General features: G+C 58.1%; 17 protein-coding genes and 2 pseudogenes. 11 read left to right on the top strand and 8 right to left on the bottom strand.

Annotation, left to right across the window (positions count from 1 at the left end):
- Nucleotides 1-1,046: 1,046 nt before the first annotated feature.
- From GGD65_RS40230 to GGD65_RS19880, 3 genes are all read right to left on the bottom strand, one after another.
- The gene (locus GGD65_RS40230; RefSeq protein WP_246783351.1) at nt 1,047-1,196 is read right to left on the bottom strand and encodes a hypothetical protein; all 150 of its coding nucleotides are present in this window, start codon (nt 1,194-1,196) and stop codon (nt 1,047-1,049) included.
- Between the two features lie 712 nt (nt 1,197-1,908).
- Entirely contained in the window at nt 1,909-2,328 is a 420-nt protein-coding gene (locus GGD65_RS19875) for an SET domain-containing protein (RefSeq protein WP_183236339.1), read from the bottom strand.
- 716 nt (nt 2,329-3,044) lie between these two features.
- Complete coding sequence (locus GGD65_RS19880) at nt 3,045-4,163, bottom strand: hypothetical protein (protein ID WP_183236340.1); 1,119 nt, start codon at nt 4,161-4,163, stop codon at nt 3,045-3,047.
- 96 nt (nt 4,164-4,259) lie between these two features.
- Here GGD65_RS19880 and GGD65_RS19885 point away from each other — a divergent pair, with 96 nt between their 5' ends.
- Nucleotides 4,260-4,601: a hypothetical protein gene (locus GGD65_RS19885; RefSeq protein ID WP_183236341.1), complete on the top strand. Its 342-nt coding sequence runs from the start codon at nt 4,260-4,262 to the stop codon at nt 4,599-4,601.
- 87 nt (nt 4,602-4,688) lie between these two features.
- On the opposite strand, the gene GGD65_RS19890 is transcribed toward GGD65_RS19885, so the two are convergent.
- Nucleotides 4,689-4,943 carry a hypothetical protein gene (locus tag GGD65_RS19890; protein ID WP_210317125.1) on the bottom strand — a complete coding sequence of 85 codons (255 nt, stop codon included), beginning with the start codon at nt 4,941-4,943 and terminating at the stop codon, nt 4,689-4,691.
- 1,201 nt (nt 4,944-6,144) lie between these two features.
- Between GGD65_RS19890 and GGD65_RS41135 the strand changes: the two genes are divergently transcribed.
- From GGD65_RS41135 to GGD65_RS19905, 3 genes are all read left to right on the top strand, one after another.
- Nucleotides 6,145-6,351 carry a HipA N-terminal domain-containing protein gene (locus tag GGD65_RS41135; protein ID WP_179733336.1) on the top strand — a complete coding sequence of 69 codons (207 nt, stop codon included), beginning with the start codon at nt 6,145-6,147 and terminating at the stop codon, nt 6,349-6,351.
- 1,007 nt (nt 6,352-7,358) lie between these two features.
- Nucleotides 7,359-9,671 carry a DPP IV N-terminal domain-containing protein gene (locus tag GGD65_RS19900; protein WP_312017721.1) on the top strand — a complete coding sequence of 771 codons (2,313 nt, stop codon included), beginning with the start codon at nt 7,359-7,361 and terminating at the stop codon, nt 9,669-9,671.
- 1,866 nt (nt 9,672-11,537) lie between these two features.
- Nucleotides 11,538-13,148, top strand: coding sequence for an ATP-dependent Clp protease adaptor ClpS (locus GGD65_RS19905; RefSeq protein ID WP_183236343.1), 1,611 nt, complete (start codon nt 11,538-11,540; stop codon nt 13,146-13,148).
- A gap of 370 nt (nt 13,149-13,518) precedes the next feature.
- Here GGD65_RS19905 and GGD65_RS40235 read toward each other — a convergent pair.
- Nucleotides 13,519-13,699, bottom strand: a pseudogene (locus GGD65_RS40235) (RNA polymerase sigma-54 factor); the annotation flags it as partial.
- Nucleotides 13,700-13,706: 7 nt separating this feature from the next.
- Nucleotides 13,707-14,466 (bottom strand): annotated as a pseudogene (locus GGD65_RS19910) (IS256 family transposase); the annotation flags it as partial.
- Nucleotides 14,467-14,964: 498 nt separating this feature from the next.
- On the opposite strand from GGD65_RS19910, the gene GGD65_RS19915 reads away from it, so the two are divergent.
- A complete protein-coding gene (locus GGD65_RS19915; protein ID WP_183236344.1) occupies nt 14,965-15,603 on the top strand; it encodes a dethiobiotin synthase in 639 nt (212 codons plus the stop codon).
- 164 nt (nt 15,604-15,767) lie between these two features.
- Here GGD65_RS19915 and GGD65_RS19920 read toward each other — a convergent pair whose 3' ends face one another.
- Nucleotides 15,768-15,953, bottom strand: coding sequence for a hypothetical protein (locus tag GGD65_RS19920; RefSeq protein ID WP_179733065.1), 186 nt, complete (start codon nt 15,951-15,953; stop codon nt 15,768-15,770).
- Nucleotides 15,954-16,959: 1,006 nt separating this feature from the next.
- A complete protein-coding gene (locus tag GGD65_RS19925; RefSeq protein WP_183236345.1) occupies nt 16,960-18,642 on the bottom strand; it encodes an AMP-binding protein in 1,683 nt (560 codons plus the stop codon).
- 710 nt (nt 18,643-19,352) lie between these two features.
- Between GGD65_RS19925 and GGD65_RS19930 the strand changes: the two genes are divergently transcribed.
- The 6 genes from GGD65_RS19930 (at nt 19,353) to GGD65_RS19955 (ending at nt 25,360) form a co-directional block, all read left to right on the top strand.
- Entirely contained in the window at nt 19,353-20,150 is a 798-nt protein-coding gene (locus tag GGD65_RS19930; protein ID WP_210317127.1) for an N-formylglutamate amidohydrolase, read from the top strand.
- Nucleotides 20,137-20,799, top strand: coding sequence for an isochorismatase family cysteine hydrolase (locus tag GGD65_RS19935; RefSeq protein ID WP_183236347.1), 663 nt, complete (start codon nt 20,137-20,139; stop codon nt 20,797-20,799). Before GGD65_RS19930 ends, GGD65_RS19935 begins: the two co-directional genes overlap by 14 nt.
- A gap of 137 nt (nt 20,800-20,936) precedes the next feature.
- Nucleotides 20,937-21,812 (top strand): ABC transporter substrate-binding protein, encoded by an 876-nt coding sequence (locus GGD65_RS19940; RefSeq protein ID WP_183236348.1) that lies wholly within the window; start codon nt 20,937-20,939, stop codon nt 21,810-21,812.
- Between the two features lie 115 nt (nt 21,813-21,927).
- Nucleotides 21,928-23,244 carry a M20 family metallopeptidase gene (locus GGD65_RS19945; RefSeq protein WP_183236349.1) on the top strand — a complete coding sequence of 439 codons (1,317 nt, stop codon included), beginning with the start codon at nt 21,928-21,930 and terminating at the stop codon, nt 23,242-23,244.
- 47 nt (nt 23,245-23,291) lie between these two features.
- Complete coding sequence (locus GGD65_RS19950; RefSeq protein WP_183236350.1) at nt 23,292-24,527, top strand: ABC transporter substrate-binding protein; 1,236 nt, start codon at nt 23,292-23,294, stop codon at nt 24,525-24,527.
- 77 nt (nt 24,528-24,604) lie between these two features.
- On the top strand, nt 24,605-25,360 hold the full coding sequence (locus GGD65_RS19955) for an ABC transporter ATP-binding protein (RefSeq protein WP_183236351.1): 756 nt from the start codon (nt 24,605-24,607) through the stop codon (nt 25,358-25,360).
- Nucleotides 25,361-25,392: the final 32 nt, after the last annotated feature.

Consider the following 25,392-nt stretch of genomic DNA (forward strand, 5'->3'; position numbering starts at 1 on the left):
TATTGCGAGAAGCCTGATATTCCTGACTGTTCGATTAGAATGTTGGGCCGTTAAGGATCGTGACTGACCGGCCCGGAACGCCCAGCGCTCTACGAAGCGGAGCCTGCACGTCTCAGACGCAGAAAAGAACTGCGAGAGCGAGTGCACGATCTAAGGTCCCAGGTGGCGAGACGAGTTCAGCAACTGCTTAGGCAAGCGGGCTTCTTTAAACCGGCTGGCCAGCTCCTGGATGTTTTCAAAGAGGGCGGCGGACGGCGTTTTCGAACGGTCCTCTGTCGCAAATGGCTCCGACTGCGGCGGTTGTGATGCTGCCGGTCGAGAGCCCTTCATCTGGCTGCGTGCCTCATAGGTTGTGTCAGGGGGCGGCCCAATCTCCTTCTCTGGCGCAACGGCACGCAGCAGCTCGCGTTTGGGTTCGCTTGCTTTCGCGCGTACGGCTTCCGCCGCACCGGGCTCTCGTGTTGGGGTGGATGGCCCCCTTCCGCCACACTGCGTGGAAAGATGAGGTCGTTGCTGACCTCCGCGGCGCATAGGAATTTGATGGGGCCCTTGGGTCCGCACCAAGATGGTAGTTCAGGCGAATTTGTCCGATGTGATATGTTGGACAGGCTAGTTATGCTCGCCGGCAGAATTTCAAACCGAGATAGCTGCAATGTCGAAGCTGTCGCGACACTCGGCGCCTCCAAAATGCAGATAGTCATACTCGACGTTCGCCGATCATGCAGGCGTAAGAGCTTGTTCGATGACGCCACCAACTCGGTCAAAGTTGAAATGCCTGTTCTCCCCTGCTAGGTCGCCACCTTCGAAGTTGTTGACGACGTCGCCCCGATTTTTTTGCCAGGCTATGCATGCCTTGAGATAGGCAAGCGTTTGCCCGAGCGCGCCAAAGGCGTGACCGATGCGACCGGTCCGGGTCGCAAAGGGGTTGCACCTGCGTTGCAGTTTGCGCTTGCAATTAAGTGGGAGGCGGCCAGGCAGGTGTTTGAGCCGTTGGCGACAGCTGTGCTGGCATCCAGTTCGAGGCCGAGCAGCTAGCTGTTGTTCTGCTAATCGTAGCCGATCTGGCCACCTGCGACGAACGATGGAATATCGACGACGTCGCCGTAGATCGACGGGCCGAAGAAATTGCTGAAGGAGGTCGGCCGTACCCCGGCGCCGACGTGCCCGCCAATGTAGCCTCGGGACCCGTTCCACACCGCCGGTGGCAGTGCCTGTCACTCGCGGTTCGTGATGGCTCTACCCGTTGTGACGAGCACCATCGTGGTAGGCCCCAAAAGGAGAACTCTTGATCGCATAAAGATTGCGTTTGATAAGCCCCAAGGGCAAGCCCGAATGGGCCTTGGCTGAAGAATTCGAGCACTCGATAGTCGCAGATCTTTAAGGTCTCTGTAGCCAAGCTCGCGTCTGGATTGAAAGGGTCTCTTCTGCTTGCGAGAACAATTCGAGGACCAAATATCGAGCCGCAAGCAGTTGCGATCAAGTGCGTTAGTGAGCCGCACATCTTTCGTCTCTGATATGGAGCAGCACTATCAGCGCATGCTAAAATGATATCGGGATCAGCTACCGGGCCAACTCTGCAGCGATTGTGAGTTGATCGAGCGTGATTACGATCCTACCTAGTGAAAAAGCTGAGATCGCGAGCAGCCGCGGAGATCTTGACCAGGGTAGGTTCTACAGATCTCGTGAACTCCACGTCGGAGGTTACCAACGTCATCGGAAGCACGTTCCCGACGGTGCCACCGCGCACCGCGTGACAAGCGAAGTCTGCCGAACAAGGCTGCGTTCGCCACAACTCAAGCTCGACCAGGCAGCCTGGAAAGCTGGCGCCTTCCGTTGCCGAAACTCTCCAGGGTGTTAATTCGCCGACGAAATCGAAGTCGCCAGACTGCGTCTCCAATCTATTGCCGCCTAGGCGGCTGCGGCACCAACGTTCGGCAGTAGCTCCCTATTCCACGCCAAGTCACACCCTGGATCGAAAGACAAGTAATCGCAAGTCAGTTCTTCACCGGGGTGTACGTCACGGGCTGTGAAAATTCTGCAATGATCGTCTTGATACGTGTTTGGATGACTGCTGTGATTCATGAAGCGAGCGTTGTCAGCATTATACTCTACGACACCGTCATTAATCTTGTGGTCTCTCGGATAGGCATGCTTATCAAGTAGAGCTTGAAATGTTGGAGCTAGAGTTTCGTATTGTTCGCGCGTCACCGCAATGTCAACGATCGGGTTGTGAATCCAAACTAACGCGCCTTTAGGCAAACGAGTCGCGGAGAAAAGTCCAATACCGCCGAACTTGTCTGGCTTCAAAATAGTTTCAATAATCAACATCGAAGAAATCTCCCAAAGACACTAACAGCCACCAAGCTAACTGACGTGTGCTGCGAAATCTCCTGCACGAATTGGTAGGGGGCGTGTGTCCGCGCCTTCATCACAATTTGGAGTTTCTTGGCATTCGTTTCGGCTGCATGCTCAGGATCGCCTTCCGCGGCACGCCATCCTGGTGTTGCTGAAAAGGGGCTGCAGGTCGGTGGGATTCCGGGGCAAAGATCCGCGCCCATCAAGAAGGCGGGTGATCGTGACCTATGGACTCTCATCGCGGCGGCACGCTGGACTTTCTCGTGGCCCTGCAAGCCGCCGACCAGGCCTTCATTAAGGCCTTAAAGAGCAGGGGCCGGATGCGTCAATGCCCATTCGTTCATGTGCCTTGCCGGAAAGAAAGTGGAGACATGGGCAGACACTATAGCGACGAGCGGGCCCGTGAGGGGTCGGCAGTCACCTCCGATTTTTCTGCATATCCCTTCGCCGCAACCAGCCCGCCACGTGATCAAGCTTTTTACAAACAAAAAGGCGCCATGGCTGTTCGGCTCAATAAGGAACCGCTAAGCCATGGCGCCCGCAAGTTCGTTGGGGCCGGCAGCGCTTATCCGCACCGCCCTGAACCCCACTAAGCTCGCAAGAGTCGCTGAAGGAAGCTATCGTCCATCAACAAGTCCGCTACCTCAGCTATCTGGACCGGCCCCTCACGTAGCGACTGTCCCTGGTGTCTATATCTGTGGATGGTGGATGAGCCGAACGTCATTGGGTCCTCCCGACCCCAAGAGGGCCGTGTAACGCTCGCCGCGAATGTCGTATTGCTTCATCGGCTGCGCTGCGTCCGGCAAGAGGCCCCAGTGGCCGAGCTTCGAGATCATCGTGATTGGGGCAGGTTGTGTGCCGTGCGAAAAGCCCTCAGGAACGGCGAATGATGCAGCGTAAATCTCGCGGGTCGCGGGCGGCGTCGTCTCAGCTCTGGTGGACACCGGAGCGGCTTGCTCCATCATCTGTGCCAGCAGTGCTGGTGAGGGCCGATTCGCCGGCTGTGCGCTCGGCTGCGAAACGCTTTCCGGTCGAGATCCGAAATGAATGGTTGCGCCTGACAGATTGAGTGGAGAGCTGCCCCTCATCGCCGCCGCGGGCACGAACAGCGCCGTGAAGCGGTCGTTATGAACTATGAAAGGTGCGGGTGCGCTGTCCTGGCTCGGCGGGACGCTGCTACCCTCATGCGCAGCTGACGTGCGCTGGTCGTCCTGCCGCGAGTTGACGGAACGAACGGCCGCTCCTGAATCCACGGCGTGGTCATGAGGGACGGTTGGCTCGAGAGATGACGATGAACCGGCGTTTCCCAGCATCGCCCACAGCAGATCCTGATCGTAGCCTTCCGCAGGAAGGATCACCGGACCGCTGGCCCGAAACGGTGTGCCGGCGTCTTCAGTCAGCGCGCGCGCGGCTGAATTGCTAGGCTCGCTGGGCTGGCGCTCGATGGCATCGCCTGCCGTCTGGCTTAGTGTCCTCTGCCTCTTCGCAGGCCTCAACTGGCCGGTGTAGTCCCCACCCATCAGGGCAGCGGCGTCCTCGTGTCCGGTGACTGCGTGTTGGGGATGAGACCCCTCGGCCCTCTGGTGCTCAAGTCCCAAGGCCTCGGCGAGCCTGAGGCCTTCTTCAGACAGATGTGGATAGTAGGGATCAGGAGAAACCGGATGCTCTGCGACGGCAGAGGTACCAAGCTGCGGCACTTCATCCAAGTACGGCTCAAACTCCGCTTGCTGCTGTTGCGCTTGCGGCACCGCGGCGTTGTAAGCAGAGAACTCCGGGTTGAACGGGTTGATGCTGTTAAATGGGTCCATGTCCCCCTCTGGTTCGACTGTGTCGCTCTCTGGTCCTCACTCAATCAGGACCAGCTGTCGACAAGCTGACGCACTCAGAGAAATTCGGTGAGCCAAATGAGCTTGCCCGATCGCCACACTTCGCTCGAGAAGCGCGACGGGAGCAAGGCAGGCTCAGTTGGGTTGGCGCGGGTGCCTCCGTGCCGGCCTCGATCGACATCCTCGGCACTGACCGCGTCTTCGATGATGCCTGGGCGCTGGGTACCGGCGCTGTTCGCGCCAGCCTATGTTGGGGGCCGCACCGCAGGCCAGCATTGGGATCTCACCGAACAAATTTTCAAGCGCGTGGTGGTGATTACCGGTCGGGGCCTTAGCCAGAAGGCATCTGACGCCACAAGGATTGAATTCACGCTCAAGCATCTTGGCGCTGAAAAGATTTTCCGGAAGGAATCGAATTAGAGGCTTTCGCCCGTTCTGTCGACGTAAGATAATCTGGACTTCGGCATCGCGCTTGTCCAACTGCAAGCGCGTCGAGATCAGATATGTTCACTCGACCTCATGGTATTCGGCCCGGTGGAAGTCCGAGCCGAATAGCGCTGCTGCGGCGTCGTAGAGCGCGACAGTATTGACGGTTGACTGCATGGCGTACCAGGCGCGCAATGCCTCGATCGCCGATGCATGGGCTCGCAACGGTCGCGATGGGGTTTGGCAATCGAGCACCTCCACCTTGGGCGCCTGCCGCTTCGTGCCGCTCTCGAGGATATTCCGATCCACTGTCATTTCTCCGCCTTCGCCGTCCAAGTTCTCTACCGCTCGCTACCAACCTGCCAGTCTGTGCCGTGTTGACGGATCATTTCGCGATGGGACCGTTTGATGAAGGCGCGCTCGACGCAAAAGCCGGCGGTGGCTGAAGCGGCTAGCGCTAGGCCGCACGCGACGTAGTCATCCAGCAAACTCCAAATTATGTTACTGCCGGCGACGACGACAAAAGTGAGTGCCATGACGGTACTGCGAAATGCCTTAGCCATGCTTGTTCCCCCGACCCGATCGGCGAGGGATGTTAACATTGCAACCAAGACGTTTCGCGGCGTTTGAAGGCAGTATCCGTCGTATTTCTGCTAGATCAGCTTGTGGTCGCGCGCGATGTCGCGCGCGGCTAGACGGCACTCAGCGGTGTGCCAGTTCGCGCGAGGGGATCTAGAAGGCTTCCGCGCTCATCGAATCGCTCGCCGGCTTGAACTGCCCTGCGAGGATGCCATGTAGCCGCAGGCCAGACGAACGATTCGAAAGAAGTGGCGGCGGACGAAGTCGAAAAGCCGGTGACTGACACGGGATGTGATCACCCCGCACGATGTTTGTCACGCCGAAGCAGCATCAGCAGCTCACAGAAATCCACTACAGTTCGTGGAGTGGCCTTCAGCGGCTGGACGCTGGCCGTTCCAGCAAAGCGGAATTCCCGGGGCCGTAAAATTTAGCCTCTGGCAGGGTTTTTCCCGATCGGTAAATCCCGCTAATTGGAATACTAGGAAAGCCCCAGTTCTACCGATCGGTAAAACGAGGTTTTGGGAGCGATTCACTCTCTATTCCCGCTCGGGAAAGTCAGCATCGCCAGCATTCCGGATACCACCGCTCTCAGAACCCCGGAACGCATTGTGTTACCGCAGCAGGCCCTTGCATTGGCCACCGACGTAAGCGTGCGTTTTCATAGTCGAAATCGAGAGCGGAAAGGAAACCAGCCAAATCGGCTTGGTCCTCAGGCTACTCAAGGCGCTTGGAATATCGCTCCAACCCAATATGGCGCCAGCCCCCGTCGCCTACCAACCGGCGGATGACGGCAGCGGCATCTTCGACCCGATAATGGCTCCATCTCGGTGAGAATCCAGGAAAATGCTCCGGCCGTAGCCGGCGACAGTCTCGACGTTCGGTACGAGGAAAAGCTGATCAGTCGCATCCGCTGACGTGTCCGTCCAAAATATCGAATTTGTCTAGGACGATAGTGTGGATGTCGGACCCCAATGGTATTCCGGTTTCCACACGCATGCCGCTCGCTCGTCGCCTGCACGACCCGCACGTGGTCTATACTTGGTTACTCAATCTGCTTCCGGAGGTCCGCACGCTCCAGACGATCGGTGCGATCCTTCGCATCGCCGAAACGGACGTTTTCGCTCTGCTGAGATGGGCGAAGAACTTCCGGGGGCACTCGAGATAACCTGTCCTGTGGACGAGAGCCCGAAGCGCTCCGAGTATCGGAAGCTGACCGAAGCCGAGCTTGCAGAAACCGTTCAAAGGCTCCCGGAGGCCGTTCCTCGTTGGAGAAGAGGGCATCCACATGTCGTTGACCGGCGCTCAGCACAAGTTGCCCGTGGTCCAATATCCGGATGGTGCAATAGGGCTGGCGCTGGGCGGTATGCCGACAACCCACATCCTCAAGCCTCCTGTCTTCGCCTAGCTGCTGCGGTCAAGCTGCCTGTCGCCGAATGTTCGGTAGGGAAGGCCGAGGACGTTGAATAAACTAACCAATCGTCGCCTCGTTAGCGAGCTTACGGGCAAAAGCGCTCGGGTTCAGTTTCTCAAGGAGATATGTTCCTGGGCCGGTCCATAGAACTCTGGTGGAAATCGCTGCTCACTAAGCGTAACCCGCGGCAAGAGTAGCGCCCACGACAGGATTGAAGCAATTCAGCCAAGATTGCATCAAACACACGTTGCATGTCCTTACAATTGTCCACGAGACCGCAGCCGACATCCGCGCCGGCTCGGAGGTTCTGGCAACCTACCTGCCACTTGAAACCGCGTGCTGTGGCGCAACTGTGCAAGGTCGCGTGTGCTTGTATGCTCTCGCACTCGCGTCCGAAGCAGGTTCATATTTCTCGAGAGCCACGGCTTCGGGAGATGACCGCTGCCTAACCTTGTTCGCTCGACTTGCCGCTACTACCGAAGTCGATTCTGTGTTTGATTTTACACATTCGTGTTCGCGTTACTCTTCTTGTGCTCTAGCCGACACGGGGATCAGATAACAACGCAATAACGCTTGCAGCTTCGATGGCATCATTTCTGCAGAGAGGACTTGGAACGGAGCTCAGCGGGGATTGAACCGAAAGGGCACTGGTAATCTTTCGGCCCACGACTTAGCCGCACCCTATCAGCGAGCCTTATTGCTCCTTTCGTATACGGCGCCATCTTAACGATCGCTCCGTTAGCTCAGAGGAGGAGGAAGCCGTGAACCGCCGGAAAGACACACTGGGACACGAGATCCTGCAGGTAGCGGATTACGAACGAGCGCTCTCGATCAACGGCTACTATGCTCAGCTCTCGGTCAATGTCGCGGGCGTGCCGTTCTGGATGTCAGATGGTGAGGCCTTTGCTTATTGCCGAATGGTAAGGGGCCGGCGCCAATTCATCCTCGTGAACGCTGTCACGCGCGCAAAACAGCTGGCCTTTGATCATGATAAATTGGCTGCCGCCCTGACCCGAGCAACGCAGCGGCATTGCGACGGTGACAATCTGCCATTCCGTCGTTTTGACCTGGCTAGCGATGGTCGCGAGATCAGCTTCCAGATCGATAGCACCAGGTGGAGCTGCGATCTTGTGAGCTACACTTGTCTAGCCCAGAACCCTTCCTCCAAAGTCCATGAGGAGAACCCCTATGGCAGCCCTCCGGTAGAAAATGATCCGAAGGAAAAAGCCTCATCTCCTGATGGTAAATGGCTGGCCTATATCAATAGGCACAATCTATTCCTCTGCAGCAAGGATGGCTCGCAGGACATGCCCTTGACCTGGGACGGCTCCGAGAGCAACTACTACTGGTTGTCCACACTGAGTTGGTCTCCGAACTCGCGCTATCTTGCGGGATACCGGTTCCGCCCCGGATACGAGCGTAAGATTCATTTCGTCGAATCGTCGCCGACCGACCAGCTTCATCCGAGGCGCCGGACCATGACGTATCCTAAACCTGGGGACGTTTTGACAGTATCACATCCGGTGCTCTTTGAGATCGGCAGCCGACGCGAGATCCAACTCGACAACAATCTATTCCGAAATCCTTACGAGCTTTCGCCGATCGAGTGGTGGGAGGACAGTCGAGGTTTCACTTTTGAGTATAATCAGCGAGGTCATCAGCTCTATCGCCTTCTAGAAGTGGTAGCAGCCACCGGAGAAGTCCGCTCGCTGATCGATGAGTGCAGCAAGACCTTCGTCGACTATCAGCCGCTGAACATGGACCAGGAGTGTACTGGCAAAATCTTTCAGTATAACGTCGCAGACGGGAAGGAGATCATCTGGGCGTCCGAGCGCGACGGACACGAACACCTCTACCTTTTCGATGGCCGAACCGGCGAGCTTAAAAATCAGATCACCAAAGGCAAGTGGGTGGTCCGCACGGTCTATTTTGTCGATCCGGTGACGCGCCAGATCTGGTTTGGCGCGAGCGGAATGAACGCAAGCGAAGATCCTTACTTCATCCATGGCTACCGAATCGACTTTGACGGAACAGGCCTGACCGCGCTCACGCCTCGAGCGGCAAATCATCACATCGAATTCTCGCCAGATGGCCGCTACTATGTAGACGTGTGTTCGCGAATCGACCTTCCGCCGAGCTTGGTCTTATATCGAACCACTGACAATTCGGAGCTCATGCAGGTCGAAAGCGCCGACATTTCGGAGCTCGTGGCCGCTGGCTGGACGCCGCCGCTCAGCTTTCATGCGAAGGGGAGAGATGGCGAGGCTGATATTTGGGGTGTCATTCATCTTCCCATTAATTTCGATCAAACCAAGCGATATCCGGTCGTTGAGAGAATATATGCTGGCCCTCACGGTTCTTTCGTTCCGAAGTCATTCTCAGCCTCGGCCGAGCCGCTCGCACAACTTGGATTCGTCGTTGTACAGATCGATGGAATGGGGACGAACAACCGCTCGCGAGCGTTCCACGACGTCGCCTGGAAAAATCTGAAGGACGGTGGGCTTCCGGACCGAATCCTGTGGCACAAGGCGGCGAGCGCAAACTATCCGTGGTACGATATTTCAAACCTTGGCATTTTCGGTGCGTCCGCCGGTGGTCAGAATGCGGTGAGCGCACTTCTCTTCCATTCTGAGTTCTACAAGGTTGGGGTCGCTAATTGCGGTTGCTATGACAACCGGATGGACAAGATCTGGTGGAATGAGCAGTGGATGGGCTGGCCGGTGGGCATCGAATATTCACAATCCTCCTCCGTCGACAACGCGCACCGATTACAAGGTAAGCTGTTGCTGATTGTCGGCGAACTGGATGAAAACGTCGATCCGTCATCCACCTTCCAGCTTGCCGACCGTCTCATCGACGCAGGAAAATTCTTCGACATGCTTGTGGTGCCGAACGCCAACCACGGAGTGCCAGGCAATTACTGCGAACTAAAGCTCGTGGACTTCTTCGTTCGCAACATTTTTTGGCAGACACCGCCTAACTGGAACGCGGATTCGATCGAGCCGCTGAGCCGGTGCTGGATGCGAGGACGTGATGGGCAAAAACTAATTAGCTCGATCGAATCTCACAAGTGATGTCCGCGTTCTACGGCCGGACGACTTGGCCGATTCAGCGTTCGTGTGAAAGCGCGGATGACGGTGGGTCATGGGCGCCTTCAGTTCGCGGGCAGATCGGAAGACGCCGCGCAGCAGCTCAACAGCAGAAAGCGGAGTGTTTTACCTGTTGAATGTAACGGAACATGAGTGGGGGATGTACCAAGTACAACGCACGAACTCATAGCTAAGCATCTTGAGGGCGTTGCACTTCAACAGGATCCCATGGCTGGGAACCTAACAGCAGATGACGCATTCGCGCTTCTCGGATTGCGGTGTGCGGCGGTGGAGGACTTGGCGCCGCGGAGCGTCGCGTTCTTTCCACTTAATGTGATCCGAGAGTATGCATCCCGAAGGTCCGTTCCTTCGTTGACGTGCCGCGGCACGCCCACTGCATTGACTGGGATCGATCCGAGGCGACGCGGCGCGTCGTAATCGCGCTTGGCGACCGCGAGAGCGAGGAATCTAGGGCGTTGTTCGGAATCCATCAGCGAAATTCAAAGCAGTTGATCCTGACTCGCTTAATATGGCGAGAGGCAGACGTTGATCGCTCGACACATCAAGAAGGAAGCCTTAATGCGAGAGGAGGTGTGAATTGAACAGCAGATCGAGATCCGGAACGGGATCATCGCGACAAGCCGCTTACTGCAGAGCCGGTCAGAGGCGTTACATAGCACAATTAGTGCAACGCGAATGGAAGCTCGGCAGCTCCGGCGCCGTCGCCGTGGCATCGAATCCCGACAGTGCTCAGATCGCGTGCTGACGACGCCGTCCCGTAACGCCGCACTCGTCCAAAATCCGTTCCTTCTCGAGATGCCCGCTCGCTCGTTCCGCCTGCGCTGATGTGATCTCGCGCTTTGCGTGCGTGTTGATTTTTACTGCACAGCCGCCATCGAACTGGTTCGGCAGCTCCGCCCAGACACGACAGGAAGGTTGTCCGGTGACATCTTGGCGCAATCCCGCCTTAAATCCGGATGTCGCTTGACGACTCTCGTCCCCCCCCCCCCGCGCATGCACTCTCGCATTGCCGCGCAAACGCCTCGAGGGTGGCGTGCCTCTCAGCGCACTCCCGAATGCTGGCGATGTTCAGCACAAAGTACCAAAATGCCGCAGCTGTCGGTGCATTATTCGGCACCGCGTCTGCCGATACTGCTAGCTCTTCTTGATTGCCGAGGCCCCATGCCCCCTACTATCCGCCACATCAGCAGTGATGAGGCGCAGCCCAAGTATTGCTAGCGCTTATCGAAAGGGGGGGCGGTTGCGAGCAGTCCGGCCGGAGAGGTGGCTAGTAGTGCCGTTGGCCGGACCGAGATGCGTGTGAATTTCCGCTCGCTAATTTGGCAACTGGCGAGCTTCAAGAAGCGAAGTGCATGCTTCTGGGCAGGTACCGAGCCTCCTGCAAAGAACAGTTTGAGAGTCGTTTTCGCGGCCGGCATGCAATTTGCTGAAAGATCCGGAAACGAGAGAGGCTGGATGACAAGCAGTGACATCATTCGCCCTTTACACCAACACGGGCGCGTAAGGACTGTAGGAGAGAGCACAACTGTGAGGATACTGACAAAGCCGAAACGTGCCGTCGCCCAGGTCCACGACGCGATTATGCGTTTGGTCCGCTGGGGCCTGCGTGTCCTTACTCGGCTATCGCAGTCGATTGCGCCATTCGGCCCAATCGACGCCGGCCTTGATGGGGCGCACCGTGAGCCGCCAATGAGTTCCCCGGCAGTCCATGCGGCTGAATTGCGCCTGGACGGCAAAGCGCAAATTCCTCTAGCAACCGTGCGACGAATGGAGCGCATCAGGCGAAGTAAGGCCAACGGCAAACCGTTTCACTCATACTAGAAACTTCAAATGGATCATCAAGTACAGCTGGTTTTTCAAGATGGCGGTAAGACGCCGCGCGGTTTCGTGGTGGATCTATTCCGAAAGATTTTCGGTAGACACCAGCGCGATGCCTACGCCCTTTCCATGTTGATCGAACGGCAGGACAAGGCCGCGTGCGGTCCCTTCCCACCGTCAGTTGCAAAGGCGCTCTTCGATGCGGCGCAGGAACAAATTCGAGCTGAAGGACATACGTTGCAAATCACCTCCGAACCTGCTGGCGAAACCGAGGCGCCAGATCCGTCCGAGATCCAGTTCCAATGGGCCCGTGACGCGATTGCCTGGCATTTCGCTGATATCCCGCCGAACGGCCTCGTGACTATGCAGCGGCAATTTCCCGGCCACATGCGCGCGGACATCCAGATCGCAATCGACAAGCTGTTCGCTTCGCCGGTCCGCTTCTTTGGCCTGCACGAGCGATGGGTTTTGGAGAAGCTGTCATTCGCGGAGCTCCGGCGCGCCGGAGACGATGCCGTCTTGCTGGCGTCGCCACAATACCACGAGATCGACATCGGCGAGGCTACGCCAGTCAAATGCCTGCACAATGGGCTGTGGCTATCCGAGGCGAACGAGTTTCGTTACGCTGTCGTGCTGTTCTATTACCGCGAGCAAGCGCAACAATGCGGGACAGACCCAGAGGAGATGATGCACATTGAGGTCGCGGTGCCCGCCGGCGCGGCCGGCGAGTCTTTCGCGCAGCACTGCTTCGTTGAACTGGAGAGAGCGGTACAATCCGCCGGATCGTACCGTGGCAAGATCCTGTCCCTCGAGAGCGATCCGAATTACAGCGGCCGTTCGAGCGGCGTTACGGTGCATCGTTGGTCCCGGGTAGACCGCGCGGACGTGATCCTGCCCGAAAAGGTGCTCAAACTGCTCGATGGAAATGTATTGAGCTTTGTCGGAATGCGCGATGCGCTGCGCCGGCTCGGCCAATCGACACGCAAGGGCATCTTGCTTTATGGCCCGCCCGGCACCGGCAAGACCCACACGATCCGATACCTCGCAACTAACCTGGCTGATCAGACCACTCTAATAATGGCAGCCGAGGAGGTCGGTGCGCTCGGTATATATATGAACCTCGCCCGGCTGTTGCAGCCGGCATTAGTGGTGATCGAGGACGTCGATCTGATCGCGCGCGACCGCAAAGAGATGCGGGATTTGCGCGAAGAACTGCTGCTCAACAAGCTGCTCAATGAGATGGATGGGCTGAAGGAGGACGCCGACATCCTGTTCTTACTTACCACCAACCGACTGGAAGAGCTCGAGGGCGCGCTCGCGGCGCGGCCTGGTCGGATCGACCAGGTCATCGAGGTGCCTTTACCTGATGCGCATGGCCGCGACAAGCTGGTGCGGCTCTATGGCAAACGCCTGCCACTCACTGAGGCTGTTGTCAATGAAGCCGTGCGACAGAGCGAGGGCCTTAGCGCCGCCTTCATCAAGGAGTTCATGCGGCGCATCGCGCAATCGTCGATCGCGCGCGATGGCGGCAAAACGGTCATCTGCAATGATATTGATCAGGCGCTGGACGATATGCTGCCGATGAGGGGGCGCGAGTCGCGGGTCGCGCAAGCTGGACCGTGAGCCGCGACAAGGGGCAGGAGCGGCCACAAAGTGTGCGCGCAGCTGTCCGAAATGAGTCAGTTGGCCGACGTTCAGATCGGCGGCGAGATGACCGGCGAGTTGGGATCCCGCAGGCGGCTCGTGCGCCAGCGCATTCAGGCGGACCATGAGCCGGCATGCTTTCCGATAAACCCATACGGGTCTTGCTCCGCCGCGCGGAAATCAGGATGAAAGCTGACATCGCTGCTATGTCGATCGTCGCGGTGCTCGGAACGTTCGACGCCTCTGATCTTACTAGCCGGTCAAAACTGAATCAAAGCACCTAGCCCTCACAGATCGTTGGCTGGTTTCACGTACTCCAGACGATCAATGAAGTAGTCATTTCGACATGCTTGTCGATCGCCTTCGACAGTTCCTTGCAGTAGATTTGATTCACGAGAAAGCGCGGCAACGTGTCGCTGTTGAGCTCGACATGCCGACGCTTTCTGGTCCTGCCGGCACATATACCTCCGGTGCGATAATTGCGTTCGCGATATGCCGAACTTCAAAGCCGGCTCCGGATCGAGTCTGCGGTCTGCTGAGCTTCGTCCGATGCCGGGGCGGGAACGTTATGTAGGCGAGCACATCAGGCTCCGTTTCGTCGGGGAAGTCGGCAACCTTGGGCACTTGGGACGGAGTTGGAGGGCGACCTTTCGCCACTGCGCTCGTGCGGTCTGGGCATCATCCAGGTCAAACGCGGTGGCGAAGGCAGAGACGATGCGCCGGCCGCTCTTGCCGGCATGCGCCAGCGCGTTGCGCGTGGAGTGGACGCGGCAGCGCTGCCAGCTGGCGTTGAGCACCTTGGCGACGATGGCCTTGATGCCCTTTAGGCGTCGGAGACGACCAGCTTGACGCCGCGCGGCCGCGGCGGGCGAGCTTGCGTAGGAATGCCGTCCAGAACGTCTCGGCCTCGGCTGGACCAATATCCATGCCGAGCACTTCGCGCCGGCCGTCACTGCTGACGCCCACCGCGACAATCACCGCGACCGAGACGATGCGGTCCTGCTGGCGCACCTTCACGTAGGTGGCGTCGATCCACAGATACGGCCAGTCGCCCTCGATCGGGCCGCCGAGGAAGGCCTTCACCTTGTTGTCAATCTCCGCGCACAAGCGCGAGACCTGGCTCTTGGAGATGCCGGTCATACCCATCGCCTGCACCACATCGTCCACTGAGTGGGTCGAAAAGCCGTGCACGTAAGGCCTCCTGTACCACGTCGGTGAGCGCCTTCGCGGCCATGCGGCGCGGCTCCAGAAAGTAGGAGCCCTTGCGCAGCCTGAGGATGCGAAGCTCGACTGCGCCGTACCATTGAACTCAGTCACTGATCGTTGCTGTACGAAACGTACAGTTCTGCGTCTATTAGGATACATCGTGCGGGACGTGAACGCCTTCGTCTGATCCGGACGGTATTTGTGCGCCGAAAAACAATCTTGACCTGTCAGAACGCATGACACGCAACTCAGGGAAGCGCTATGGTCCGCACGCGAAACTTCTATGGTCAATCTATCAGGTGGCCATGCGGAGCAGGCCTTTTCAGGCCAGTGGCGTCGGCAACAAACGCCATCGGTGTCTTGCATGATTGTGCGCTGCTTGGAGTTGAGAAAGAAAAAAATGGTCGAAAGCGCGCTGAGCAGCCTTTTGCTGGACTCGCTGAAAGGTTGGGTCGTACGCCCAACGTAGACTGCCGATCTTCCCAAGCGCGAGGCGGGCCTTACGACTGGCACACGTTTGTGAACTGACCCTGACAATCGTGGAGGATGAGGTGCGTACACGGTGGTGGGAGACAAGAGGCCAAGCTCAATGAGCCAGCAGCGAATTGTGGTGACCGGTACAGGCGCCGGCATCGGAAAGACGGTGTTCTGCGCTGGACTCGTCAATCTCCTCGGTGCGAAGTTTTGGAAACCGATACAAGCCGGCCTCGAAGGAGAAACGGACACAGAGCGCGTCGCTCGGCTTGGCAATCTTCCGTCGCATCGCATCGTGCCTGAGCGCTACCGACTGCAAACGGCAGCTTGGCTCCACTCCGCGGAGATTGACGAGGTTCGCATCAACACAGATGCGCTGGACGTGCCGGACACCGGAGGGCAGCCGCTCGTGATCGAGGGTACCGGCGCACTAATGGAGCCGCTGAATTGCGGCTCGCTTTACATTGACCTCTTGGAGAGATGGCAACTTCCTGTCGTGCTCTGCGCGAGCACAACGCTGGGCGCGGTCAATTGTTCACTGCTGTCCATAGAGGCGCTGCGAAGGCGTCACATCGACATTCTTGGAGTCGCTTTCGTTGGAGAAAAGAATTCGGATGCTGTGAGAGCAATTTGCGAGATTGGACGGGTGCGTTGGTTAGGTCGACTGCCCTGGATTGCGCCTTTGTCGGCAGACACTCTGCAAGCTGCGTTCAAGGCCTCCTTCTGGCGCGATGATTTCAACCCACGACGCTAAGATGAAGTCGTTGATTGCTATCCGCATGCAACGCGCGCTTCAAGGCAGGATAACAGCCGCCCGGGCTCTGTAGCCATAACCATTACGGCGGTCGATCTGAAGACGATCCCTAGGCTAGACTTTCATTTCCCGAATCGAAGGCTCACGTCAAGGGATCATGTTCATCAGTCAATCGAACCATCAACAAGTGCCTGCTTTATTTGTTCGGCCTGTTCCTTGGACAGCTTCTCGGCCAAGCTGTGATCCTTTAACAGTGCCGGCCCCTTGCGTTCTCGATCATAAACCATCCAGCCGGTGGTCCCCATTCGAACGAAGAACCTGGACTGTTGCGGAGCTAATTCGTGGCTCAATAGTTCCTCCTACCTTGACCTGTTGCGAAATCGCCCCCGATGTCCCGAGCAAAGACGACATTCGTCAGGAAAACACGTCCACGCTTTGTTCCTGAACCGGGACACTGAAAGTCCCAGGCAACAAACGCACTGCACAGCACGTGCCACTGGCCGAGGCATCTTTCGATGCCGTGTTCGTCGTATCAGGGGCATGCAACGCCTCGTGACATTGATCACCTCGCCCGAGTCCAGCCAGGCCCATGACCCCTGCCGGCGTCGCTGTGTCTTGTCGTCGAGAGAAGCGGCCCGGTGCCGACCGCATCGTCCTGTTAAGGCTTGCACCATCAGCTAACGGTGGAAGATTGTCGCTGCGATCGTCAGTTTAGGCCTCAGTTCGCGCGGACGAGCCTATACTGATGGCTCCGCGACAGCTTCATCACTGATCCCCGTCAGCGTTTCGCCGTTTGTGGCTAGTGTGACACGCGATGGCAATTTAGTTTGTTTGACGACCAGCCCGGTCGGCGGTCTCCTCCTGGGCCCACCTGAACAAGACGTTAGGGATTGCGGCGCTCGCGCTTTTCCGGCTATCGCAAAGGATTGGACCCGTACTGGCCATCATTTCGGTCCTCATCTAACCTGCATCACTGAGCAGCGATGAAATTTTTGTCCGATCCGGTGCCGCTTCACCGTCGCTAGGGCGCAGGCCGAGCATCACGCCGGTTGGGCGCGGAACGTTTCCTTCGTCAGGTTGTGCACAGCTCCCTGCTTCAGATCCATCCCCGTTTTCGACGGAAAGTGAGAATGTGGACACGCCGATGATGCGGTGGATTTGAGAAGCTTGTCATTCCATGCGATTGCGAAGCGTTCCAAGAAAGAACCTAGGTCATCTTGGGGCGACGGCCATTACGTTCGAGCTCAGGCCCTGCCTTAGTTCGCCCGGATTACGTCCCCCGCTTATTAAGGCTCGCTCCCAAAAGTAATTCTCGCAATTGGGGCCATTTTGAGCAGAGGAATCGCTCTGCGGCTCTCATGGATTCGCTGCGACATGCTCTGCTGCAGCCTCATCCTGGGCCATCTTGCGCAGAGCGCCACGAATGATTTTGCCCGTGGTTGTTAAGGGCATCTCATCAATAAATCGTACCACACGCGGATATTCGTGCGCTGCCAAGCGTGACTTGACGAAACTTGCAATGTCGTCGGCCAATGCATCTGATCCAACATATCCGTCCTTAAGCACGACATATGCCGCAACGACCGCACCCCGAAGCGGATCCGGCTTGGCGACAACCCCGGCAATACGGACAGCTTGGTGCGCAAGCAGGCAATCCTCCACTTCTGCAGGGCCAATCCTGTAGCCGGCGGAGCCAATGACATCATCATTGCGTCCGACAAAGCGAAGCCGTCCCTCAGCATCGCGTACCCCCTGGTCACCCGTGAGAAGCCAATTCCCATCCGGCCCTTCTACGAACTTTTCGCGGGTCGCTTCGAAATTTTGCCAATAGCCTAGGAACATCACGGGATCGGGGCCTAATACCGCTAGGGCGCCTTCCGTCTCCTCAGGTTGGCGAATCCCGGTCGCGGCATCGATTACATCAACAACATGGCCGGGCACGGGCCGGCCCATTGTCTCCGGCAAGGGAGGCTCTAGCGCTGCACAGGAAGAAACCACCATGTTGCACTCGGTCTGGCCATAAAATTCATTGATCGTAACCCCTAGCCTCGTGCGCCCCCATTCGATCAATTCTGCACCTAGCGGTTCGCCGCCGCTTACCACCGAGCGAAGGCGCACCTCAGGCGTTTCGGTCTGGGGCAAGAGCTTCATCATCTTCAAAGCCGTGGGAGGCAGAAAGGCGTTGCGTATTCGGCAGGTTTTGATCAGGTCGAAAGCCGCCTCTGCGGTGAATTTAGCAAACCGGCAGGCGACAACCGGGATGCCATGATGAAGCGCCGGCATGAGCACATCGAGTAGACCGCCAATCCATGCCCAGTCTGCAGGAGTCCAGAAACGATCTCCGGCCTGAGGGAGAAATTCGTGGCTCAATTCGACCCCCGGAAGATGTCCCAACAGAACCCTGTGGGCGTGAAGGGCGCCTTTAGGGTTCCCCGTGGTGCCTGACGTGTAGATTAGAATTGCTGGATCATCCGCGAGCGTCGATGCAGGTTCGAAGGCAGGTGATTCTGCCGCGCAAAGTGCAGCGAAACTTCTGGCCGGTCCAATCGCGCCGTCGACGCAGATGATCAGCTCCAATGCGGTGAGCTGTTGAAGAAGAGGCTTTATTCGCTCGACGCCTGAGGCGTCCGTTACGATTGCTCTTGCGCCGGAGTCTGCCAGGCGATGTAGAAGGGCATCGGGTCCAAACAGTGTAAATAGCGGGATCGAGATGCATGCGAGTTTTGCGAGCGCAACATGCGCCACTGCAGTCTCGAAGCGCTGAGGCAGCATAACACCAACCCGGTCGCCCATCTCTCCGGCACGCCGGCCAATGCCGCGCGCGCTCAAGGCGTTGGCCAGCCGGTTGGACATTGCCTTCAAGTCGGCGAAGCTGTATTCGCGAGTGGATTTTCCAGGCTCTACGTCGATGATCGCCAATCGACCAGGCTCTTTATCGGCCCACCTGTCGCATATGTCGGCACCGATATTGTAGTAATCGGGGATATTCCACCGATACCCATTTCGAACCTCGTCGAAAGTTTTTGCCTTTTTCAGCATTACTTGTCCTCCGTCCCGATCTGAGAAAGCCTGCTGACCTGAGCTTCGGGCGATACGCGTCCTTCTGCTGTGCTCCTCGTCGTGTTTCCAAGGACGGCTCCACGGTGCATCGGTCATGTTCTTCAGTCCTACCCGTGGACCAGCCGGTACGTTGAGGCGTACCGGTGCGCCTTTCGCCCGTCCGGTCATGTCTTGAAGCGAGTGCGCTGGCCAATTCCCGGAAGCTGGCAGTGTCGGCGATGGGCGCAAAATAGAAGCGCAAATACTGACTGCTCGCGCCTCGCGCGTGCTCCGTGTGGGCAGGCCGGGGCAGATGCTCTCGCGCAGTCGGTAAGTGGGATGAGCAGTTGCGAGCGAGCCTCCGGCTTTCGGCGAAGTGTTCCTGACGGTGCCGTCGAACCAGCCAGCCTGTGCTGAGGCGCTGCTCGCCATCTTCTCCATTGATTGAAAGTTCAGACGCGGCCGAACGCCGGTCCGACCGGCTCTGCGCCCGGTTGCGGGGTTTGCTGGCGCAGCGCGCCCTGTTGTCTCTTGCCGTGTCACGCAACCTAACCTGAGCAATCCGGCTCGGAAAAAGCCGCGTTCCGGCAATAGGCCTATGAAAAAAATATGTCAAACCGAAGAAAATAATTGACTTTGATGTACGAATTTCGTTCTGTTGGGGAACTCGGTATGGCGATGTGTGCCATGCACCAGCTTCGGGTGACGTGTTGCAGGACCCAGAAACCGTGCCAAGTGTGCTTTCGCCGTTAGACCCGCGCCCGGTTGAACTGGTAAATGCCAGCGGGCGTGCCGACTTTGTGCTGGTTTGCGAGCACGCCGGGACCGCTGTTCCAGGGCGGCTCGACAACCTTGGTCTGCGCGCGGCCGAAACGCTTCGGCACATTGCCTACGATATCGGCGCCGAAGGTGTGGCCCGTCGACTTGCGGATCTACTCGATGCTCCGCTTTTCCTGCAGCGCTATAGTCGGCTGGTGGTCGACTGCAATCGTCCGTTTAACGCGCCCGATTGCATTCCGGAGGTGAGCGATGGGACAGTTGTCCCGGGCAATCTGAAACTTGCGGAACATGAGCGCCGGCAGCGTTATGCGGAGATTCACGAGCCATTCCATCGGGAAGTGGCGCTTTTTCTAGATGGGCGCGCGATGGCCGGCTCGCGGGCGGTCCTGGTCGCGGTGCACAGTTTTACGCGACGGCTGGCAGGAGGGCCCGGACGCCCCTGGCAACTCGGTGTGCTCTCCAACCGTGACCGTCGCTTTGCCGGGCGTTTCCTCGGCTCCTTTCAGGAGCGCAACCCGGGGACGATCTGTGCGCACAACGAGCCGTATGTCGTCGACGATCAGGGCGACTACACGATCCCGGTGCATGGGGAGGGGCGCGGCCTGCTGCACCTCCTGCTTGAAATTCGTAACGATTTGATTGGCGATCCCGAGGGACAGCACCGATGGGCGAGCTTGATCGCCCAAGGGCTGATCGATGCGCGAGAGAAAGATCATGTCAACGATTGATTTCCCCACGACACGCGAGGTGCCGCTCAATCCGAACGTGTCGGCGCTGTTGTTCATCGACGTGCAGAACTTTTGTGCGCGACGCGATGGCGGCGAGTTCAAGGATGTGTCAGACGCCGAGTTTGCCGACAAGTACGGCTACTATTTCGATCGCTTGAAGAACCTTGCAATCCCCAACATGCAGCGGCTGCAGGGGGCGTTTCGTAGCGCAGGCATAGAAGTTCTTTACACCACGATCGAGAGTCTTACCAAGAATGGTCGCGATCGCAGCCTCGATTACAAGATCAGCGGCTTCAATGTCCCAAAGGGCTCGTGGGACGGGAAGGTTATCGACGAGATTGCGCCCAGCGACGATGAAATCGTGCTGCCGAAATCGTCCTCGAGTGTCTTTGTGTCCACCCACGTCGATTACCTGCTGCGCAATCTCGGCGTAAAGCAGCTGGTGTTGGCTGGACTTGTCACGGACCAATGCGTGGAATCTGCGGTGCGTGACGCCTGCGATCTCGGCTACCTCGTGACGCTCGTGCCAGATGCCTGCGCCACATATAGCCAGGACCGTCACGACAACACTCTGCGAGCGCTCAAGGGGTATTGCCGCCAAGTCGGCACAGGCGCGCTGCTCGACGAGATCGGAAGGTGCTCGGGATAAGTGAACAAGAGCGAGTGAACCGCCAGTCTTTGCGGCTCAGGTGCGGCCGCCTGAACCAAAACGCGGCGGCCGCGATCATCGATTGCTCCCGCTCAAAGAGGTTCAGCAGATACCATCAAGGAGAGGGAAATACGACTGTGGTCATTCAATTTTCTGGTCTTTGGGTGAGTCTGGGGTTTGCCGCTCTGATTGCCACCAACCCTGCCCATGCTGCCGAGAAGATCGGCGTGATTGCGCCGCGCGCTGGCGCCAGCGCCGGCGACGGCCTCGGAATGGTGGATGGCGCCAGGCTCGCCGTCGACGAAAGCAATGCAGCCGGGGGCGTTGCCGGCTACCAGCCTCAGGTCGTCATGGGCGACAGGCAGAACATGTCACGGGAGCCCGTAACCTGCGCCGTCCAGCGCCTGACGAACGACCCTGACCTCAATGCCGTCATAAACGGATATGCGGACTATAGCATTTTTCAGATCAAGTTGATGGCCGAGCGGGATATGCCGTACCTGCTCTACACCAGCATGGATTCGACGCGCACGGTCATTGCGCCCCATCCGGACAAGTTCCCGACCATCTGGTCGTCCAACACTTCCTATGACGCCTACAAGACGGCGATGATTCCAGTGCTGCACAGTCTGGAAAAGAGCGGCAAGTCGAAGCTGCAAAACAAGCAGGTCGCTCTGATCTCCACCGACAATCCTTACTCGAAGTCGATCATCAATGGATTGAAAAAGAGCTTCGAGGAAGACGGCCGGACAGTCACATCTGCCGACCTTCTGCCGACCGGCGAAATCAGCGACTGGCGAACGTTCCTCATCAAGGTCCGCCTGGATAACCAGGCAGTGGTCATAAATACTGCCCCAAGGGCCGGCCACGCGGCGAAGTCTCTGACCCGGTTTATCGAGCAGCCGACCAATAGCTCCCGCACATTCGGTTCTAGCAGGTCGGTGACGGCAAGCGGGTCCTGTTTTCTCCGAAGTAGCATTCTGATGGCGAATTCCGCATGCCGCTCTGGATGAAGCAATAGCGTTGCGGCCAAGCGGCATTTCCGCGTGGCCCGCCAGACACGCACACCAACGAGACCGGCTGCCATTGCTAAGCGATAGTCTATGCAAGAGTTAGGGAGAATTTCAAATGGGCAAACTAGACGCTGCAGTGAAGGCCGCCTGGAGCGCGATCGACCGCGAGCGGAGTTATACGACTGAGCTCACTCAAAGGCTTGTCCGGATTCCTTCAGTCAATCCGAAGTTCATCAATGATCCAGACCAGAACCGCGAGAGCGCCGTCCAGGACCTGGTTGAATCGGAACTGACGTCACTTGGTATGTCGATTGACCGGTGGGACGTCTTTCCCGACCGGCCAAACGTCATCGGTCAGCTCGCTGGCTCGGAAGAGCGTAGCCTGCTCTTGTGCGGCCATATCGATGTGGTGCCTGTCGGCGAGGCCGGCACCTGGACGGTTGATCCCTTCGGGGGTGAGATCAAGCATGGCAGGCTTTACGGGCGTGGTGCCATCGACATGAAGAGCGGCGTCGCAGCTGCCATTGCTGCCATCCGCGGCATCAGGGCGGCAGGTATCGAACTTGAGGGACGTGTCGCTCTCCATTCGGTGGTCGATGAAGAAGCTGGCGGCTTTGGTGCGATAGACGCTGTCAAGCGCGGCTATCTTGCCAAGGCGGCGATCATCACCGAACTGACGATGGGCGATATCCAGATCTGCGAAGGCGGTCTGGAATGGATACGCATCACCATCACGGGCCGCCAAGGCCATTCGGCGTGGCGCTACAACGAGATCTGGCCGCAGCGCGACGCACCCGAGCGGCTGCGGCCAGCTGTGAATGCGATCGATATCGCAGGTCGTTTTCTGGAAGCCCTCAGGAACTTCGAATATTCGAGGTGCCGCGCTCGTCAGCATCCATTGCTGCCGCCCGGCATGAATACGATCAATGTCGGAGCAATGCGTGCTGGCGCCGGGCTTGGGCCGGACGGATTGCCGCTCATCATGACGAATCCCGCCATCATTCCGGATGTGGCGGTCATCGACCTCGACTACAAATTCTTGCCCAACCAGACGAAGGAAGAGATCCGGTCCGAGTTCGAAGCCTTCGTGCATCACTTCTGTCAGCAGGATCTCTGGTTGCAGAAGAATCCGATCAAGGTCCAATGGGAGCTCGGTGGCCTGCATTTCCCGCCTATGGATACCGCGCCAGATCACCCGCTCGTGCAATCGCTCTTGCAGCGTCGAACCCAACTTGGCGGCAAGCCGAAGATCTCGGGAATGATTGCCGTCGTCGATGCCGCGCACTACGCCGGCGCGGGAGTTGATGCTGTCATCTGCGGAGCAACGGGCGACGGTTTCCACGGCGCCGACGAGTACGTAGACATTGTTTCGCTGGAGGAGACAACCAAAACGCTAGCCGCCGGAATCATCGATTGGTGTGGAATCAAGTGATTGATCGCAAATGCAGTGAACCAGTGCAGTGAAAGAGGAGTGCTACCATGAACTTTGCTAGTCTTTGGACCAGTCTGGTCCTCGCTGCGCTCGCCGCGGCAACGCCTGCCCATTCAGCTGATAGAATCGCCAAGATCGGTGTCCTCGCGCCGCTGACCGGTAACTCAGCTGCGGATGGAAACGAAATGATCGACGGCGCCAGGCTCGCCGTTGACGAACTCAATGCAGCTGGCGGGGTAGCTGGCTACAGGCTGCAGGTGGTCGTAGGCGACACCCAGAACCAGTCCGCCGATGCCGTGACCAGTGCGATCGAACGCCTGGCGGGTGATCGTGACCTGAACGCCATCCTCACCGGCTACGCCAGCGGCAGCAATTTCGAAATCGAGACCATGGCCGAGCAGGAGATGCCCTACCTGATCTGGGCGAATTCGGCTCAGACGCGGGACATCATCGCGCCCCATCCGGACAAGTTCCCGACTGTCTGGTCAATGGCCCCGTCCCTGGATGAATACAATACGGCCATGGTGCCGGTGGTTAAGGGCCTTCTTGCAGATGGCAAGCTCAAGCTGCGGAATACGAAGGTCGCCCTGATCTCTTCGGACAATCCCTATTCGAAGACCATCATGAACGGGCTGAAGAAGAGTTTCGAAGATGCTGGCTGGACCGTAACGTCGGCAGACCTTCTGCCGTTCGGTGAGATCGACAACTGGCGAACGTTCCTTGCTAAAGTTCGTCAGGATAATCCAGCGGTCATCATCAACACGGACTATCAGCCGGGCAATGCCGGGAAGTTCTTGACCCAGTTCCTGGAGCAGCCGACGGACAGCCTCGTCTTCATCCAGTATGCACCTTCGGTCCCCGAATTTTTAAAGTTGACGGGCAAGCAGGCCACGGGCGTCGTCTATAACCTGCTGGGCGGCACGCTGAATACGCCCGCGAACCCGCGGGCTGCCGAAGTGATCAAGAAATATCAGGACAAATATGGCCACGAACCAGGTACCTATGGGCCGGCGCTCTACGAGGAGGTCATGGTCTATGCCGACGCCCTCGCCAGGGTGGGAGATCCGGCCAAACGGCTCGCTATCGGCAAGGCCATTGGCGATACCCGCAAACAGATCGTAAGTGGCAAGCTCTCCTTTGATCCGAACACGCATCTTGCGGACCAGGGCGACAATTCAATTCCAATTCAGTTCTTCCAGATTTGGGATGGCAAACGGGTTCTGTTTTACCCGAGGCAGTATGCGGACGGAGAGTTCCGTATGCCTCCATGGATGCGACAATAGCGCGACCGGCACCTTTGCGGCCGCGCGGCATCGCCGCGTGGTCGATTGATCCATCCGCGATGAGCGAAGAGCACACGATGCCAGACCTCAGTTATGACAAGCCGCTGCTCGAGATACGTCAGGTGAGCAGACGCTTCGGTGCCTTGGTTGCTATCGACAATGTCTCGTTCTCGATTCGCAAGGGCGAGATCTTTGGCATTGCCGGCCCGAACGGCAGCGGCAAGAGCACTCTCTTTAACGTTATCACCGGGATTCCATTTCCCCCAAGCGAAGGCGAGGTGCTCCTTTCCGGCAAGCAGATCCATCGGCTGAGCCCGCATCAGATCAGCCGCGCCGGCATCCTTCGCACCTTTCAGAAAGATGCAGAGTTTGCAACGCTGAGCGCGCGAGAGAACGTTTATGCAAGTGCCGCTTATTGCGCCCAAATGACCTCGATGGAAGCGAGGGAGGCCGCCGAACAGGCGCTGGATGACGTATCGCTGGCGGTTGACCGACGGTCGAAAGCCGCCTCCGACCTCTCGGTCTTCGAGCGCAAGCAGTTGATGATTGCCTCTGCAATCGCGGGGCGACCTAAGGTGCTTCTCCTCGATGAGCCTGCCGCCGGTCTCACCAGGCCCGAAATATCTGGCCTCTCCGACCTGATATTTAGCGTGCACCGACGCGGCATCACGGTCGTGCTCATCGAACACGTCTTGCCGCTTCTCCTGAACGTGTCCGAACGCCTGATGATCCTCAATCACGGCGCCATCATCGCCTCGGGAAGTCCGGCAGAGGTGGTACGCAGCCCGGAGGTCGTCGAAGCCTATCTCGGCAAACGGGAGGCGAGACTTTGAGCAATACTACAAACGCGCTTGAAATCGCCGGC

It is taken from the genome of Bradyrhizobium sp. CIR18, from assembly GCF_014198295.1.
Classification (GTDB): domain Bacteria; phylum Pseudomonadota; class Alphaproteobacteria; order Rhizobiales; family Xanthobacteraceae; genus Bradyrhizobium.